Raw genomic sequence first — 15,341 nt, 5'->3', positions numbered from 1 at the left:
TCCTCAAAGCACGTCGAGGGGGATTTTCAGGTAGCGGGTGCCGTTGTCTTCCGCCGGCGGTAGCTGGCCGGCGCGCATGTTCACCTGTACCGATGGCAGGATCAGGGTAGGCATGCCCAGGGTGGCATCACGTGCGCTGCGCATGGCGACGAAGTCGTCCTCGCTGACCCCCTCGTGCACATGCACGTTGTGCGCGCGCTCCTCGGCCACCGTGGTTTCGTTGAGAAACTCCTCGCGTCCCGGCGCCTTGTAGTCATGGCACATGAACAGGCGGGTCTGCGCCGGCAGGTCGAACAGCTTGCGGATCGAGCGGAACAGCACCCGCGCATCGCCACCGGGAAAGTCGCAGCGGGCGGTGCCGTAATCGGGCATGAACAGGGTGTCGCCAACGAAGGCAGCATCGCCGATCACATAGGTCAGGCAGGCCGGGGTATGCCCGGGCGTATGGATGACGCGGGCTTCGATGTTGCCCACCTGGAAGCGCTCACCGTCGGCGAACAGGCGGTCGAACTGGCGGCCATCGGTGGCGAACTCGGGTCCGGCATTGAACAGCTTGCCGAAGGTGTTCTGCACCACGGTGATCTGTTCGCCGATGGCCAGCTGGCCACCCAGCTCGCGCTTGAGGTAGAGCGCGGCGGACAGGTGGTCGGCGTGCACATGGGTTTCCAGCAGCCAGTCGACCTTCAGGTCCTGCTCGCGCACATAGGCAATCAGGCGGTCGGCGCTGTTGTGCGAGGTGCGGCCGGCGGCCGGATCGTAGTCGAGCACCGAGTCGACGATGGCGCAGCGCTGGGTCGCCGGGTCGCTGACCACATAGCTGTAGGTGAAGGTGGCGGGATCAAAAAAAGCTTCTACGTGCGCTTGCATGGTGACGGTCCTCTTTTGATATACCCCTGGGGGTACTTAATTAAGGATTAGCGTAACTGTTTTTTGGTTCTATGCTTAGAACTATTATTCATATGAAGTCCTTGGCTTCTTCCGCCCCGCCCTATACCGCGCCCACGCCCTCCCCCTCACGAACGACAACAGGCGCCATAGAGGCGCCCGTCATGTCCACATTGGCCAACCGATTCAGGAGCGCTTGCAGGTATTGATGCCCAGCAGCGAATACGCCGGGCACATGCGAAACAGGCCGGTGGCCAGCGGCACGACGCCGATCCAGCCCCACAGGCCGATGGTACTGCTCAGGCTCAAGCCAATCAGAATCAGACCGACGGCGATGCGCAGGCTGCGGTCGATGGTGCCAACGTTGGTTTTCATGATGATCTCCAGATTTAATGGCTGCGCCGGCGTTCCAGCGCGGTGAACAACAGCATCCCGGCCAGCATGGCCAGAACGAAAACGATGACCTGCCAATGACCGCTGAGCAGAATCGCCAGTGCCGGCCCCGGGCAGATCCCGGCAATGCCCCAACCGATGCCGAAGACCAGGCTGCCACCGATCAGGCGCGGATCCAGCTCGCGCTTGGTCGGCAGCTGCATCGGCGCGCCGAGCAACGACTGCGCGCGGCGCTTGGCCCAGGCCAGCGGCGCTGCGGCGACCACGATGGCACCCACCATCACCAGCGCCAACGACGGATCCCAGGCACCCGCCAGATCGAGAAAGCCCAATACCTTGGTCGGATTGGCCATGCCGGCCAGCAACAGACCTATGCCAAACAGCAAGCCGGCCAGCAACGCAGTCAGTTTGCGCATGTTCAGCTCCCCACAAGATGACGTAGAACAAAGACAGTGCCGAAACCGGCGGCCATAAAGGCGAACGTCGCCACCAGCGAACGCGGCGACAGCCGGGAAACACCGCAGACACCATGGCCGCTGGTGCAACCGGAACCGTAGCGGGTACCCACACCGACCAGCAGGCCGGCCACCAGCAAGCCCAGCCAGCCACTCTGGAACTCGATCGTCGGTAGCACGGCAAACAGCCCCCAGAGCAGCGGTGCCAGCAGCAGGCCGAGGAGGAACATGCCCTTCTCAGCCCGACCCTCGCCACCTTCCAGAACCGAGCCGAGCAAGCCACTGATGCCGGCGATGCGGCCGTTGAACAATACGAACAGGCTGGCGGCCAGGCCGATCAACGCCCCGCCCGCCAGAGAGCTCCAGGGCGTGAAATTCAACCAGTCGATGGCGACCCCGTCGATGGCGACCCCGTCGATACTCATGAGGTTTCTCCTGTGCAGAACAACTGGTACAGCGTATTGATCACCGCCAAGGCGGCCGGGCTGCTGATCCGGTAGTGGATCTGCTTGCCTTCGCGGCGGGTTTCCACCAGCCCCTCACGGCGCAATACCGCCAACTGCTGGGACAGCGTCGGCTGCTGGATGCCGAGCAGGCTTTCCAGCTCACTGACATTGCGCTCGCCTTGCGAGAGCTGACAGAGCAGCAGCAGGCGGTCGCGATTGGCCAGGGTCTTGAGCAACTGCCCGGCCGCATCGGCGTTGGCGCGCAACTGCTGGATATTGAGTGTCTGTTCGGGAGCATTCATGGGGCGAGCCTTCAGTTAACCTAAAAACAATATATTTTTTTATATATTATTATGCAAGCAGAATTCAGCCCATCGCTCTCCTGACAAGAGCGGGCTCGTGATGCCAGCCGCCAGAGGTGCTGCGCATTGCACGCCAGCTCTCGTAGGATGTGGCGGGCCGCGTAGGTTTGAGCGCAGCGATACCCATCGACGATCGATCGGTGGCCGCAGGAACACACTCCCGGATTTCGCGGGCGCTCGCCCAGGCCGCGCTATGCAACGTTAACGGTTACAGCCCATGAAAAAGCCCGGAACAGAGTCCGGGCTTTTGATGATTCATGGCTGAACAGGATGCAACTGATCAGCCATGCTCGGCAGCCCCGTTAACCACGGGGCGCCGGTCAGAACAGCGGCAGGGTGTAGCTGAGGATCAGGCGGTTTTCGTCGATGTCGTTGGTGAAGTTGGACCGCACCATGGCATTGCGCCAGCGCACGCCGAAGTTCTTCAGGGTGCCTTCCTGGAACACATACATCAGCTCGGTGTCGCGCTCCCACTCCTTGCCGTCGCCGGCAGCACCCAGGTCGACGTTGTCGCCGGTCAGGTAGCGGGTCATGAAGGTCAGACCGGGAATGCCGATGCTGGCGAAGTTGAAGTCGTAGCGCGCCTGCCAGGAGGTCTCGTCCTTGTTGGCGAAGTCACTGATCTGCACATAGTTGACCAGGTACGGGTCGGTGCCGCCGAGATAGGCGGCGCCGGTGTCGCCGCTCATCTTCTGATAGCCGAGGCCGAACTTGTGGCCAGCCAGGCCATAGGTGAGCATCGCCCCCAGCGCCTGGTTGTCGACGTTGCTGTGGCCATCGTCGGTGGAGCGCGTGTAGCGCAGGTCGGTTTTCAGGCTCTGCCCTTCGCCCAACGGCAGCACATGCACCAGGTTGAAGGAGCTCTGCTTATACAGGTCCTCCAGGTTGGAGTAATAATAGGCGCCAGTCAGTTCCTTGCTGAGCTGGTAGGTGCCGCCGAGGAACTGGAAGGAATCGGTCTGATTGCCGTCGGTAAAGGTAATGCCGCGCCGGCCACCGGCGGTCATCGACAGGTCCTCGAAATCGCCCGAGTTGCGGTGGTTGACCTCGCGCACGTAACCGCCATCCAGGGTCAGGCCGTCGATTTCCTGGGAAAGCAGGTGACCGCCCAGGAACACCTGCGGGGTCAAGCGGCTGTCGCTGGAGGCGATGGCCATGTTCTTGTACTGCATGCTGCCCACGCGCAGGGTGCTCTTGGACAACTTGGCCTTGCCGGCCACCGCCAGATCGGAAGAGTAGTCCTGGGAGCCACCCGAACGGTCGGGCACCAGCAGACCGCTGCCGGCGGTGCCGCCACCGGAGTCCAGTTTGAAACCGAGCATGCCGATGGTGTCGACACCGAAGCCCACGGTGCCCTCGGTATAGCCGGAGTTCATGCGCAGGATGAAACCCTGCGCCCACTCTTCCTGCTTGGCCTGGCTGGCGCCTTCCTGGCGGAAATCTCGATTGAAGTAGAAGTTGCGCGCTTCCAGACTGGCCTTGCTGTCCTTGATGAACTCGGCGTTGGCGACTTGGCTCAGGCTCAAGCCCAGGGTGCCGGCGACTACGGCCAGCGCCAGGGAGGTCTTTCTCATTATGGTTTTCTCCAGTGTTGTTATGGGTGACACATCGGCACGGGCGCAGGCTTCGACCACGAAGAAACAGGCACGCGCCGAATTCGTTGATTCACCCCGCGGACCTCGCCAATCGGGCAGCCGAACAGGCGCCAGAGCGAGCGGGCCAACGTGGGGCGAATAGAAATCAGGGGTGCGCGGTGCCGCACCGAGTAAACGTCAAGGGAACGGGAATAGGCGGATCGTCAGCCAGGTGGAAGAAGTTCATCGGCGGCTCTCTTCGTTTTTATTGTGTGCCGGCCCTGCAGGTCGGTCTGTGCGTCGAAGAGCCTTGAGCAGATACCGTGCCAGTCGCCCAGCGCCGAGCAGCAACACCTCTGGCTCGCTACTTTGGCGCAAGATCACGGATTCCATTGCGGCGTTGGGAGAAGGATGAACAGGCGGATTTTCGCCGAGCGCAAGAGCGCTCCCGGCGGATTTTCGCCAATCGCGCCCTGCCAGTCAGTCGAGCACGATCTGGTTCTTGCCCTGCCGTTTGGCCTGATACATCGCCGCATCGGCGCGGGCGAACAGCATATCCAGGATCGAGTCGCCCCCGCGCAGGCTGGTCAGGCCCTGGCTCACCGTGACGCCGAACGACACCCCTGCGTGACTGAAGCTCAAACGCTGCACCTCCCGCTGCAAGCGCTCGGCGATTTGTTCGGCCAGGGCCGGCTCGCAGCCCGGAAACAGCGCGGCGAATTCTTCACCGCCGATGCGCCCGAACAGATCGCCACGGCGCAATACCGACGCGCCACAGCTGGCCAGGCGCTGCAGCACCTGGTCGCCCATCTGGTGACCGTATTTGTCGTTGATTTGCTTGAAGTCGTCGATGTCGAGCAGGAGAAAGGCCAAGGGAGTGCCGAACTGGCGGGCATGCTCGAACTCGCGCTGGGCGCACTCGAAGAAGTGCCGGCGGTTGCTGCTCTGGGTCAGCACGTCGGTGGTCGCCAGGCGATGCAACTCGCCTTCCAGCTGCTTCTTCTCGGTGATGTCTTCGGCGATACCGACAATGATCTGCGCTTGCCCAGCCTCACTCGCGCGACTGATAAAGCATTTGTCGCTGAGCCAGCGCAACTGCCCGTCGGCGCGAAGGATGCGGTACTCGCGCGCTTCCACCGCACCGGTTTCCAGCACCTTGGCCAGGCTCTCGGCGGCGTAGTCGAGGTCATCCGGGTAGATGCTGTTGCGCCACTCGCCATAATCGGCCAGCAGCAAGGCGGCGGAGCGACCGAAAATCCGCTCGTAGGCCGGGCTGACGTAGATCACCCGCTGCGCCTGCCAGTCGAACGCCCAGAGCACCGCATTGACGCTGCCGAGCAGGGTGCTGAAGAGCCGCTCGCGCTCACGCAGGCGCGTGACTTCGGCGCGACTGTGCAGCAGTGCCAGGGTCAGGTCTTCCAGTTCGAGTGGAGCGTTGCTGTGTTCGTCCATAACAACCGCCATCCTGGTGGGGGTTTGAGCTATAAGCGCAGCATAGAAGGTTGGCAGCGCAGAAAACAAAAAGCCCGCCGAACGGCGGGCTTGGGCAGCCGATCAGCCGCGCTCAGGCGACAGCGGCCGGGCGCAGCGAATAGGTTTTCAGCTGTACGGCAAAATCGCGCAGCGACTGGATACCACTGGCCTCGGCTTCGTGGACCCACTGCTTGATCGCCTCGAGCATTTCGTGGCCATTGGAGCTGGTCTTGAGCCAGATCTGCTGCAGCGCCAGGCGCTTCTCGTAGATCACCTTGAGCGCCTGACTCTGCGCCAGCATGGCGTCGATACACACCTGCTGCTGGTCGTGCAGCAGGCTCGGCTCGCGGCCCAGCAGGCGCTTGGCGCGGTGAAACTGATGGCGCACCGAGGCGTCGGCCTTGGCCAGTTCCTGCTTGACCAGCGGGCCGATCACCAGCTTGCGGTACTGCGCCATGATCTGGAAACGGTTGTTGAGGATCGCCATGGCGGTGTCCATGTCCAGGTGGCGCTTGCCCTCGATGCGATGGGCAATCGGCGCCACGCGCTGCACCTTGGCCAGGCCAAGCAGGCTGAACAGCTGGATCCAGGCCCAGCCCATGTCGAACTCCCACTTGCGCACCGACAGCTTGGCCGAGTTCGGATAGGTGTGGTGGTTGTTGTGCAGTTCTTCACCGCCGATCAGGATGCCCCACGGCAGCAGGTTGGTCGCGGCGTCGCGGCATTCGAAATTGCGGTAGCCGACGGCATGACCGAGACCGTTGATCACCCCGGCCGCCCAGAATGGAATCCACATCATCTGGATCGCCCAGACGCTGATGCCGATCACGCCGAACAGGGCGAGATCGATAAGCGCCATCAGGGTCACACCGCCGAAGGTATAGCGCGAATATAGGTTGCGCTCGATCCAGTCGTCCGGGCAGTTCTTGCCGTAGATGCGCAGGGTGTCCGGGTTCTTCGCCTCTTGCTGATACAGCTCGGCGCCGGTGCGCAGTACCGTGCCCAGGCCCTTGATCACCGGGCTATGGGGGTCGTCGACGGTTTCGCACTTGGCGTGGTGCTTGCGGTGGATGGCGGTCCATTCGCGGGTGTTCTGCCCCGTGGTCAACCACAGCCAGAAACGAAAGAAGTGTTTCAGCGCCGGATGCAGCTCCAGGGCGCGATGGGCAGAATAACGGTGCAGGTACACCGTGACGCCGACAATGGTGATGTGCGTCATCACCAGGACAGCAGCAATCAACTGCCAGACCGACAGGTCAAGAAATCCGTTGTACCACATGAGCCGAGAGCCTCTTGAAAATAAAACGCGGCGAGTTTGAGAGACTCGAACCGCAGTGCATTATCACCGACATGGATCATAAAACCAGTTGGTCTTTTAGATAACAATGCCGAGCCGCTGCCTACACTATTATCACAGTGCCCACTTCGAGAGCCTATGGACGCCTTATGAGCCTACACCAAGGAGCGGTACGCCTGACCCTGATCTACCTGCTGGCCGCCGGACTCTGGGTCATCTTCAGTGACGCCCTGCTGGCCTGGCTGCACCTGCCTGCCGAACGTGCCGAACAGGTGCAGGTGCTCAAGGGGTTGTGCTTTGTTTTACTCAGCAGTGTTCTGCTGTACCTGATTCTGTGCTCGCACGTGCGCCAGCAGGCACGCATGCGCAGGACTCTGCGCGCCAGCGAAGATCGCCTGAACCTGGCCCTGGAGTCGGCCAGGGAAGGCCTGTGGGACTGGGATCTGGGTAGCGACAAGGTGTTCTTCTCGGAGGGCTACGCCACCCTGCTCGGCCTGCAACCCGATGATTTGGGCAACAGCCGGATGCGCTGGCTGCAACAACTGCACCCCGACGACCTCGCCCATTACGAGCAAACCATCGCCGATATCCTGGGCACTGCCAGCCAGGAGCCATTCGAGGTGACCCTGCGCATGCGCCACCAGGATGGCAACTACCGCTGGATCCAGTCACGCGGGCAGTTGCAGCTCGACGCCTGGGACCGAGCGGAGCGCATTATCGGCACCGCCAGCGACATCAGCCAGCAGCGGGCCAATGAACACAGCCTGCGCCAGGCCGCCGCCGTATTCGACGCGACCCAGGACGGGGTGCTGGTCACCGACAGCAAACAGCACATCGTCCACGTCAATCCGGCCTTTACCCGCATCACCGGCTACAATCCCGAGGAAATCATCGGCCGTCGACCCAACCACCTGAGCTCGGGTCGCCACGACCAGGCGTTCTACCGACGCCTGTGGCACGCGCTGGCAGCCCGGGGCAGCTGGAGCGGAGAAATCTGGAACCGGCGCAAGAACGGCGAAATCTACCCACAGTGGCAGCGCATCCGCGCCATCCACGACGACAAAGGCGAGCTCAGCCACTACGTCGCGGTGTTCTCCGACATCAGCGCCTTGAAGCGCTCGCAGAGCGAACTGGACCACCTGGCCCACCATGATCCGCTGAGCGGTCTGCCCAACCGTCTGCTATTCACCGAGCGGGTCGAAAACGCCATCAAACGCGCCAAGTCCGCACAGCAGGGCGCGGTGCTGCTGATCGACCTCGATCATTTCAAACACATCAACGAAAGCCTGGGCCACAACATCGGCGACCTGTTGCTCAAGGCGGTCGGCGAGCGGCTGGGCGCACAACTGGGCGAAGGCATGACCCTGGCGCGCCTGGGCGGTGACGAGTTCGGTCTGCTCTGCGAAAACTGCCTGGATGCCCCCCAGGCCGCCAGCCTGGCCCAGCAACTGCTGAACAGCCTGGGGGCACCGTTCAACCTCGAAAAACACGAGTTCTACATGAGCGCCAGCATCGGCATCAGCCTGTTCCCCGGCGATGCCGAAAACCTCGAGCAGGTCCTGCGCAACGCCGACTCGGCGCTGTCCAAGGCCAAGAGCAGCGGCCGCGAAGGCTATGCCTTCTATACCCAGGAGCTGACCGAGTTCGCCCGCCACCGCATCGACCTGGTCAGCGCCTTGCACCATGCCCTGGATCATCAGGAACTGCGCGTCTACTACCAGCCGCTGCACGACCTGGCCAGCGGCGAACTGATCGGCGCCGAGGCGCTGGTGCGCTGGCAGCATCCGCAGCGCGGCCTGGTAGCACCCGGGGAGTTCATCCCGATCGCCGAAGACAGCGGTCTGATCGGCGCCATCGACGCCTGGGTCCTGCAACAGGCCTGCCGGCAGATGGTGCTCTGGAAAAATCAGGCGCACGCGCCGCGCTTCGTCGCCGTCAACGTCTCCAGCCGGCTATTCAGCCGCGGCGGGCTGGACCTGCAGGTGGCCCGGGTGCTGGCCGACACCGGCCTGGACCCCACCTGCCTGGAACTGGAGGTCACCGAAAGCGCGGTAATGGACAACCCGGATGCGGCCCTGACGCTGCTCGAGCGCCTGCGGGCACTGGGTGTACGCCTGGCGATCGACGACTTCGGCACCGGCTACAGCTCCCTGGCCCGACTCAAGCGCCTGCCCGTGCACAAACTCAAGCTCGACATAAGTTTCGTCCGCGGCCTGCCCCACGACAGCGACGATGTCGCCATTACCCGCGCAGTGGTGGCCCTGGGGCACAGCCTGGACCTCAAGGTACTGGCCGAAGGCATCGAACGGCCGGAGCAGATGGAGTTCCTCCGCCAGATCGGCTGCGACTATGGCCAAGGCTATCTGTTCGGCCGGCCACAACCGGTCGAGCCAGAGCCAACACCAGCCGTAGCGGCGTCCTGATCAATCAAGCATCATGCGCAACAGAACCTAGGAATAGCCGACACCTATGCGGGTAATGATTCTCGAAGACGATCACTGGATCGCCGATCTGCTCAAGCAGATCGTGCTGAGCCTGCGCCCGCATGCCGAAATCGTCTGCCTGGGTAGCGTCGCCGAGGCCCTGACGGACTGGCAACAACAGCCCAGCGATCTGCTGATCAGCGACTGGAACCTGCCGGACGGCGAAGGCACTCAGCTGCTCAGACAGGTGCGCCAGCAAAACCGCGAGGTGCCGCTGGTAATGATCAGCGGCCGCACCGACCGCAACAGCGTGGTGGAAGTGCGCGCACTGGGCATCAGCGCCTTCATCAGCAAACCCTTCCAGGCCTCGCGCGTAGCCGCCAGCCTGGACAAGTTGCTACCTGCGGTTGCAACAGAGCATCAGCCGGCCCGCGCCGTCAGCGACGAAGACTTAGTTGCCTACCTGGAAAAACTGCCCGCCAGCGAACTGGACCTGCCCCTGAGCAAGGGCATCCGCGATCGTCTGCTGCAAAGTTTCAAGGGCGAGCAACTGAGCCTGCGCGAGCTGGCCGAAGACTGGCGCCACGACCCGGCCCTGAATGCCCGGCTGCTGACCGTGGCCAACAGCAGTGCCTACAACGGTGCCGGACGCCCGTGCATAAGCCTGACCGAAGCGCTGCAGAAACTCGGTGCGGCGACCAGCCTCAACCTGGCCATGGGCCTGGCGCTGCGCCAGCCCAGTGCACTGGATAACCCGCTCTTGCGCACGCTCGCCGAGGTGCATCTGGATGCCAGCGAACGGCTGGCCGAAACCAGCATGGCCCTGGCCCGCCAGTGCAATCTGGACCCGGCACCCTTCCATAGCGCGGCGCTGCTGCACCGCATGGGCGAGCTTTGCGTGCTCTATCTGGCCCAGGCCTGGGAGAAGCGCGGCCATAACCTCAGCGAAGAACAGGTAATGCAAGCCCTTGGCCAATTCAGTTCCCCCTTCGCGATTGCGATCAAGGCGCGCTGGCAGTTGCCCATGGCCCTGCGCGAACTGATTGGCGCCTGCTATGCCCTGCCCAACAACAGCGTCAAACGCGCGGCAGTGCTCATGCGCCTGGCTGCCTGTGAGCTGGCCCCCACTCCCAACAGCAACGATCAGGCGCGCCTGCGTCGCCTCGCCGGGCTGGCCTGAATGCAAACAGCTCGCTCAGCATGTCGTCAATGAACGGCGGGGGTAAATCCTCGGCAATCCGCTGGATAGTCGGCCTCGGCAGCCTCGGCCTGGCACTGTTCTTTGCCGCGCTGGGTTGGCTGGCCCTGAGCGAACGGGAAACCTTCTGGCAACTGCAGATAAGCAAACAGGCCGATCTGCAGCGCCTGGCCCTGCACAGCACGCAACGGCGCCAGCGGGATCAGGTTCAGCTACTGGCCGAAAGCATTGCCGCCGACTCCTGGGCCATCGAACTGGTGCGCCAGGCCTATGCCCTGCACAACAGCGGCAAGCCGGATCAGGCTGCCGCGAACGCCATCCGCAACCAGCTTTACACCCGCCTGGCCCCGCGCTGGCGCAACCTGCAGAACAGTCACCCGTTCAAGCTGTATATCCACCTCGCGCCCACCAGCGAAGTCCTGCTGCGCGTGCACCAGCCCGAACGCTTCGGCGACCGCCCCGATGCGCAGCGGCCGATGCTGCTCGATGTCCTCCAGGATGAGCAGGGCAAGGCCGGCCTGGACCTCGGCGCCGAGGGTCTGGTGATGCGCGCCATCACCCCGCTGCGGGTGGATGGCACGCTCAAGCCCGTGACCATCGGCGCCCTGGAAGTCACCCAGGGAATGCTCATCGACCTGCAACAGCTGGATCAGGAGCTGGATGCCGGGGTCGCCCTGCGGCTCGAGCGCAGCGAGCAGCAGCCGTTCAGCGCCGGGGGGCTGCGCGGCCCGAGCGACGCATCCGGCTACTGGCACCTGGAAGGCTACTCGCGCGTCCAGGTGCAGAACTGGCAGGTCCGCCGGCTGCTGCCCGCCCCCGCCGCCGGCGACACCCTCAAGCTGCTCGAAGATCAGGGCCGCACCTACCTGCTCACCCAAGTGGTACTGCCGGACTATCGCTCAGCGCACACGGCCGGCCACAGCACCTCGGCCGTCGCCCTGACCTGGCGCGACGTCAGCGAACAGTTCGCCCGGCACCGCAACGACCAGCGCTGGCTGCTTGGCAAATGGCTGCTAGCCTGGCTCGGCGCCGAGGCCCTGCTCCTGTTATTGCTGCTGAGCACCCGCCGCGCCAGCCAGACACTGATCAGTCGCCACCGCGACGAACTGCAGCACAAGCACCAGCAGAGCGAGCAGTCGCGACAATTACTGGCCGTCATTGCCCAGGCCCAGGCCGCCTATATCACCGCACAGAACCAGCTCGAGGCCTTCGATGCGCTGCTCGAGCGCATCCTCGACCTGACCGCCAGCCAATTCGGTTTTATCGGCGAAGTGCTCGTGGATGAACAGGGTGCGCCCTACCTGCACACCTACAGCATCAGCAATATTGCCTGGGACAGCGCCAGTGCCGCGCTCTATGCCGAGCGCCTGACCCAGGGCATGGAATTCCGCAATCTGGACACCCTGTTCGGCCAGGTCCTGCGCAGCGGCGAGGCGCTGATCAGTAATGCGCCTGCGCAGCATCCGCACAGCGGTGGCTTACCCGAGGGGCATCCGCCGCTGCTGGCCTTCGCCGGCCTGCCCATTCATGCCCATGGCCACCTGGTGGGCATGCTCGGCCTGGCCAACCGCACAGACGGTTATCCGCAGGCCCTGGCCGAGCAGCTACAACCCTTGCTCGCCACCCTCGGCCAGGTGATCGAGGCGCTGCGCCGCGACGTGCAACGCGAGCAGGCTCAGCAGCACCTGCAGCGCCAGCAGGCGGCCCTGCGCGTGCTCAACGAGATTGCCGCCCTGCCCACCCTGAGCAGTCAGGAGCAGCTGCGCCAGGCTCTGCAACTGGGTGCCAGCTTCTATCAGACGCCATTGGCCATCATCAGCCAGATCGAGGGCAGTGATTACCAGGTACGGGTCCAGGTCTCGCCAGCGGGCGCCCTGAGTGACGGCCTGCACTTCCCCCTGGGCGACACCTACTGCAGCCTCACCCTGCACAGCGATGAAGTCCTGGCCATCGAGCACATGGGCCAATCGCTTCACGCCGCCCACCCCTGCTACCCGCTGTTTAGCCTGGAAACCTATATCGGCATCGCCATCTGGGTCGCTGGCCGGCGTTTCGGCACCCTGTGCTTCGCCTCGCCCGAGGCGCGCACCCAGCCATTCGACGAGGCCGACCGCGAATTCCTCCGCCTGTTCGCCCGCTGGGTCGGCGCGACCCTGGAACGCCAGCAGCAGGAGCAGACCCGCCAGACCCTGCTGGAGCGCCTGGACCAGGCCCAGCGAATCGCCCGCCTGGGCCACTGGCAGGCCAATCTGCAGACCGGCGAGCTGTACTGGTCGAGCACCATCTTCGACATTTTCGGCTATGACGCCGAGGTATTTGCCCCGAACGTCGAGGCGTTCAAGGGTTGCGTGCACCCCGCAGACCTGGCGCTGGTCGAGGCCAGCGAACAACGGGTGCTGGCGGGCGGCTTGCACGACGTGGTGCATCGCATTGTGCGGCCCGACGGCGAGATCCGCTGGGTGCATGAGCTGGCGCGCCTGCAACCCGACGCACAGGGGCGCATGACCCTGCTGGCCGGCACCGTGCAGGACGTCAGCGAGGTCAAACAGCGCGAAGAGCAGATGCACGAAGCCCGCGCCTTCCTCCAGGCCGTGCTCGACTCGGCCACCGGGGTCTCCATCATCGCCACCGATACCTGCGGCGTGATCAGCCTGTTCAACCCTGGCGCCGAACGCCTCCTCGGTTATCGGGCCGACGAGGTGATCGGCCAGCACTCGCCGATGCTGTTTCACCAGCCCGAAGAAGTGCGTGCCCGTGGCCTTGCACTGAGCCGCGAACTGGGCCGCGAAGTCCACGGCTTCGAGGTGTTCGTCGCCACTATCCAGGGCGGGGAGGCGCAAACCCGGCAGTGGACCTATCTGCGCAAGGACGGCGAGCCGCGCCTCGTCAACCTGACACTCAGCGCCATCCGCAACGAGCACGACAGTATCCACGGCTACCTGGGCATCGCCACCGATGTCAGCGCCTTGCAGCAGGCCACCCGCGCCCTGCAAAAGAGCGAAAGTCGCTTCCGCGGCATGGTCGCCAACCTGCCCGGGGTGGTCTACCGCTGCCACCACGACACCGACTGGACCATGCGCTTCATGGGCGATGAAATGGAGCACCTGAGCGGCTACCCGGCCAGCGACTTCATCGACAACCGGGTGCGCAGCTATGCCAGCGTGATCCATCCGGACGACCGCGCCAGCACCTACGCCATTCAGGCGCAAATCGCGCGCAGGCAGGTGTTCGAGCTGACCTATCGCCTGCAGCATGCCAACGGCCACAGCGTCTGGGTGCGGGAAAAAGGTCGCGGCGAATACGACAGCCAGGGCAAGCTGCTGTGGCTGGACGGTTTCATCTGGGACATCAGCGAACGCAAGCAGATCGAAGACGAACTCAAACTCAGCCAGCAACTGTTCAGCAATGCCTTCAACACGGCGCCCCAGGGCATGGCCCTGGTCAGTCCAGAGGGGTGCTGGCTGGCCGTCAACGACGAACTCTGCCGCATGCTCGGCTACCGCCGCGCGCAACTGTTGGCCAGCGACTTTCAGTCGATCACCCATCCCGATGACCTGGCCGCCGACCTGGCGAATGTCGAGGCGCTGCTGGCCGGACGAATCAACGGCTACCAGATGGAGAAGCGCTACCTGGACAGCCAGGGTCGGATCATCTGGGTACTGCTCAGCGTATCGCTGGTGCGCGATGGCCAGGGCCGGCCGGTGCACTTCGTCGCCCAGATTCAGGACTTCAGCGAGCGGGTCGCGGCCGAGCGGGCCATCCGCGAGCGCGAGCACTACCTGCACACCCTGCTGGACAACGTGCTGGACGCCATCATCACCATCGATGAGCGAGGCTGTATCGAGACCTTCAACCATGCGGCGGAAAAACTGTTCGGCTACAACCTGGCCCAAGTGGCAGGGCACAACGTCAAACAGCTGATGCCCGAGCCAGTACGGTCGGCCCACGATGGCTACCTGGCGCGTTACCGGCAAACCGGAGAAGCCCGGCTGATCGGCACGGTGCGCGAGCTCACCGGCCTGCGCCGCAATGGCGAATCCTTTGCCATGGAACTGGCCGTGTCGCAGATCAGCCACCAGGGCCAGCGGCGCTTCATCGCGGTGATCCGCGACATCAGCGAGCGCAAGCGCGTCGAGCAGATGAAAAACGAGTTCGTCTCCACCATCAGCCACGAACTGCGTACCCCGCTGACCGCCATCGCCGGCTCCCTCGGCCTGATCAATGGCGGCGTGCTCGGCGCGGTGCCGGCGAGCATGCAACAGATGCTGACGATCGCCCAGGACAACAGCCAGCACCTCAGCCAGCTGATCAACGACCTGCTGGACATGGACAAACTGGTGGCCGGCAAGATGCCGATCGAGCTGAGCGAATCCCCCCTGCAGCCGCTGCTCGCCCAGGCCATCGCGCAGAATCAGCCATATGCCAGCCAGTATCGGGTGAACCTGCAACTGCTCGACCCCATGCCGGCGATCCGGGTACGAGTCGACAGCCAGCGCCTGGCCCAGGTCATGGCCAACCTGCTGTCCAATGCGGCCAAGTTCTCCCCAGCCGGACAGGTCGTCGAGGTCGCCGTGCAACAGCGTGGCGACCAGGTACGGATCAGCGTGCGCGACCAGGGGCCGGGTATTCCCGAGGCGTTCAAGGCCAGTATCTTCAGCAAGTTTTCCCAGGCCGACGCCAGCGACAGCCGGCAGAAAGGCGGCACCGGTCTGGGTCTGGCCATCAGCAAGGAACTGATCGAGCGCATGGGCGGACAGATCGGCTTCGACTCGGTTGCAGGTCAGGGGGCGACCTTCTGGTTCGAGCTGCCGCTGGCGGACGGTACCGAGCTATGA

General features: G+C 63.8%; 11 protein-coding genes. 3 read left to right on the top strand and 8 right to left on the bottom strand.

Annotation, left to right across the window (positions count from 1 at the left end):
- Nucleotides 1-3: 3 nt before the first annotated feature.
- The 8 genes from R3355_RS12350 to desA all read right to left on the bottom strand — a co-directional run bounded on the left by R3355_RS12350 (nt 4) and on the right by desA (nt 6,867).
- Complete coding sequence (locus R3355_RS12350) at nt 4-867, bottom strand: MBL fold metallo-hydrolase (protein WP_318961451.1); 864 nt, start codon at nt 865-867, stop codon at nt 4-6.
- A gap of 204 nt (nt 868-1,071) precedes the next feature.
- Entirely contained in the window at nt 1,072-1,260 is a 189-nt protein-coding gene (locus R3355_RS12345) for a DUF2892 domain-containing protein (RefSeq protein WP_318948914.1), read from the bottom strand.
- Nucleotides 1,261-1,274: 14 nt separating this feature from the next.
- Nucleotides 1,275-1,694, bottom strand: a complete 420-nt coding sequence (locus R3355_RS12340) for a YeeE/YedE family protein (protein WP_318961450.1) — start codon at nt 1,692-1,694, stop codon at nt 1,275-1,277.
- A 2-nt stretch (nt 1,695-1,696) separates the two neighbouring features.
- Nucleotides 1,697-2,158 carry a YeeE/YedE family protein gene (locus R3355_RS12335; protein ID WP_318948916.1) on the bottom strand — a complete coding sequence of 154 codons (462 nt, stop codon included), beginning with the start codon at nt 2,156-2,158 and terminating at the stop codon, nt 1,697-1,699.
- Nucleotides 2,155-2,481, bottom strand: coding sequence for a metalloregulator ArsR/SmtB family transcription factor (locus R3355_RS12330; RefSeq protein ID WP_318961449.1), 327 nt, complete (start codon nt 2,479-2,481; stop codon nt 2,155-2,157). The genes R3355_RS12335 and R3355_RS12330 overlap by 4 nt, the downstream gene beginning before the upstream one ends.
- A gap of 380 nt (nt 2,482-2,861) precedes the next feature.
- Nucleotides 2,862-4,115 carry an OprD family porin gene (locus tag R3355_RS12325; RefSeq protein ID WP_318961448.1) on the bottom strand — a complete coding sequence of 418 codons (1,254 nt, stop codon included), beginning with the start codon at nt 4,113-4,115 and terminating at the stop codon, nt 2,862-2,864.
- 480 nt (nt 4,116-4,595) lie between these two features.
- Nucleotides 4,596-5,567 (bottom strand): sensor domain-containing diguanylate cyclase, encoded by a 972-nt coding sequence (locus R3355_RS12320; RefSeq protein ID WP_318961447.1) that lies wholly within the window; start codon nt 5,565-5,567, stop codon nt 4,596-4,598.
- A gap of 112 nt (nt 5,568-5,679) precedes the next feature.
- A complete protein-coding gene (gene desA / locus R3355_RS12315; RefSeq protein WP_318961446.1) occupies nt 5,680-6,867 on the bottom strand; it encodes a delta-9 fatty acid desaturase DesA in 1,188 nt (395 codons plus the stop codon).
- Between the two features lie 167 nt (nt 6,868-7,034).
- Here desA and R3355_RS12310 point away from each other — a divergent pair, with 167 nt between their 5' ends.
- From R3355_RS12310 to R3355_RS12300, 3 genes are read left to right on the top strand one after another with little or no spacing between them, the layout of a single operon-like run.
- Nucleotides 7,035-9,308 carry a putative bifunctional diguanylate cyclase/phosphodiesterase gene (locus tag R3355_RS12310; RefSeq protein ID WP_318961445.1) on the top strand — a complete coding sequence of 758 codons (2,274 nt, stop codon included), beginning with the start codon at nt 7,035-7,037 and terminating at the stop codon, nt 9,306-9,308.
- Nucleotides 9,309-9,354: 46 nt separating this feature from the next.
- Nucleotides 9,355-10,488: an HDOD domain-containing protein gene (locus R3355_RS12305; RefSeq protein ID WP_318961444.1), complete on the top strand. Its 1,134-nt coding sequence runs from the start codon at nt 9,355-9,357 to the stop codon at nt 10,486-10,488.
- Between the two features lie 20 nt (nt 10,489-10,508).
- A complete protein-coding gene (locus R3355_RS12300; RefSeq protein ID WP_318961443.1) occupies nt 10,509-15,341 on the top strand; it encodes a PAS domain S-box protein in 4,833 nt (1,610 codons plus the stop codon).

The sequence above is a fragment of the Pseudomonas sp. genome (assembly GCF_033723075.1).
In the GTDB taxonomy this organism is placed as follows: Bacteria; Pseudomonadota; Gammaproteobacteria; order Pseudomonadales; family Pseudomonadaceae; genus Aquipseudomonas.
Note: the sequence above shows the minus strand (reverse complement) of the source record. Positions and strands in the feature narration are given on the sequence as shown.

Excerpts from the sequence above, each read along its gene's own strand:
- R3355_RS12340 (WP_318961450.1), bottom strand. The coding sequence starts at position 1,694 with ATGCGCAAACTGACTGCGTTGCTGGCCGGCTTGCTGTTTGGCATAGGT.
- R3355_RS12350 (WP_318961451.1), bottom strand. The coding sequence starts at position 867 with ATGCAAGCGCACGTAGAAGCTTTTTTTGATCCCGCCACCTTCACCTAC.
- R3355_RS12345 (WP_318948914.1), bottom strand. The coding sequence starts at position 1,260 with ATGAAAACCAACGTTGGCACCATCGACCGCAGCCTGCGCATCGCCGTC.
- R3355_RS12310 (WP_318961445.1), top strand. The coding sequence starts at position 7,035 with ATGAGCCTACACCAAGGAGCGGTACGCCTGACCCTGATCTACCTGCTG.
- R3355_RS12330 (WP_318961449.1), bottom strand. The coding sequence starts at position 2,481 with ATGAATGCTCCCGAACAGACACTCAATATCCAGCAGTTGCGCGCCAAC.
- R3355_RS12325 (WP_318961448.1), bottom strand. The coding sequence starts at position 4,115 with ATGAGAAAGACCTCCCTGGCGCTGGCCGTAGTCGCCGGCACCCTGGGC.
- R3355_RS12300 (WP_318961443.1), top strand. The coding sequence starts at position 10,509 with ATGTCGTCAATGAACGGCGGGGGTAAATCCTCGGCAATCCGCTGGATA.
- desA (WP_318961446.1), bottom strand. The coding sequence starts at position 6,867 with ATGTGGTACAACGGATTTCTTGACCTGTCGGTCTGGCAGTTGATTGCT.
- R3355_RS12305 (WP_318961444.1), top strand. The coding sequence starts at position 9,355 with ATGCGGGTAATGATTCTCGAAGACGATCACTGGATCGCCGATCTGCTC.
- R3355_RS12335 (WP_318948916.1), bottom strand. The coding sequence starts at position 2,158 with ATGAGTATCGACGGGGTCGCCATCGACGGGGTCGCCATCGACTGGTTG.
- R3355_RS12320 (WP_318961447.1), bottom strand. The coding sequence starts at position 5,567 with ATGGACGAACACAGCAACGCTCCACTCGAACTGGAAGACCTGACCCTG.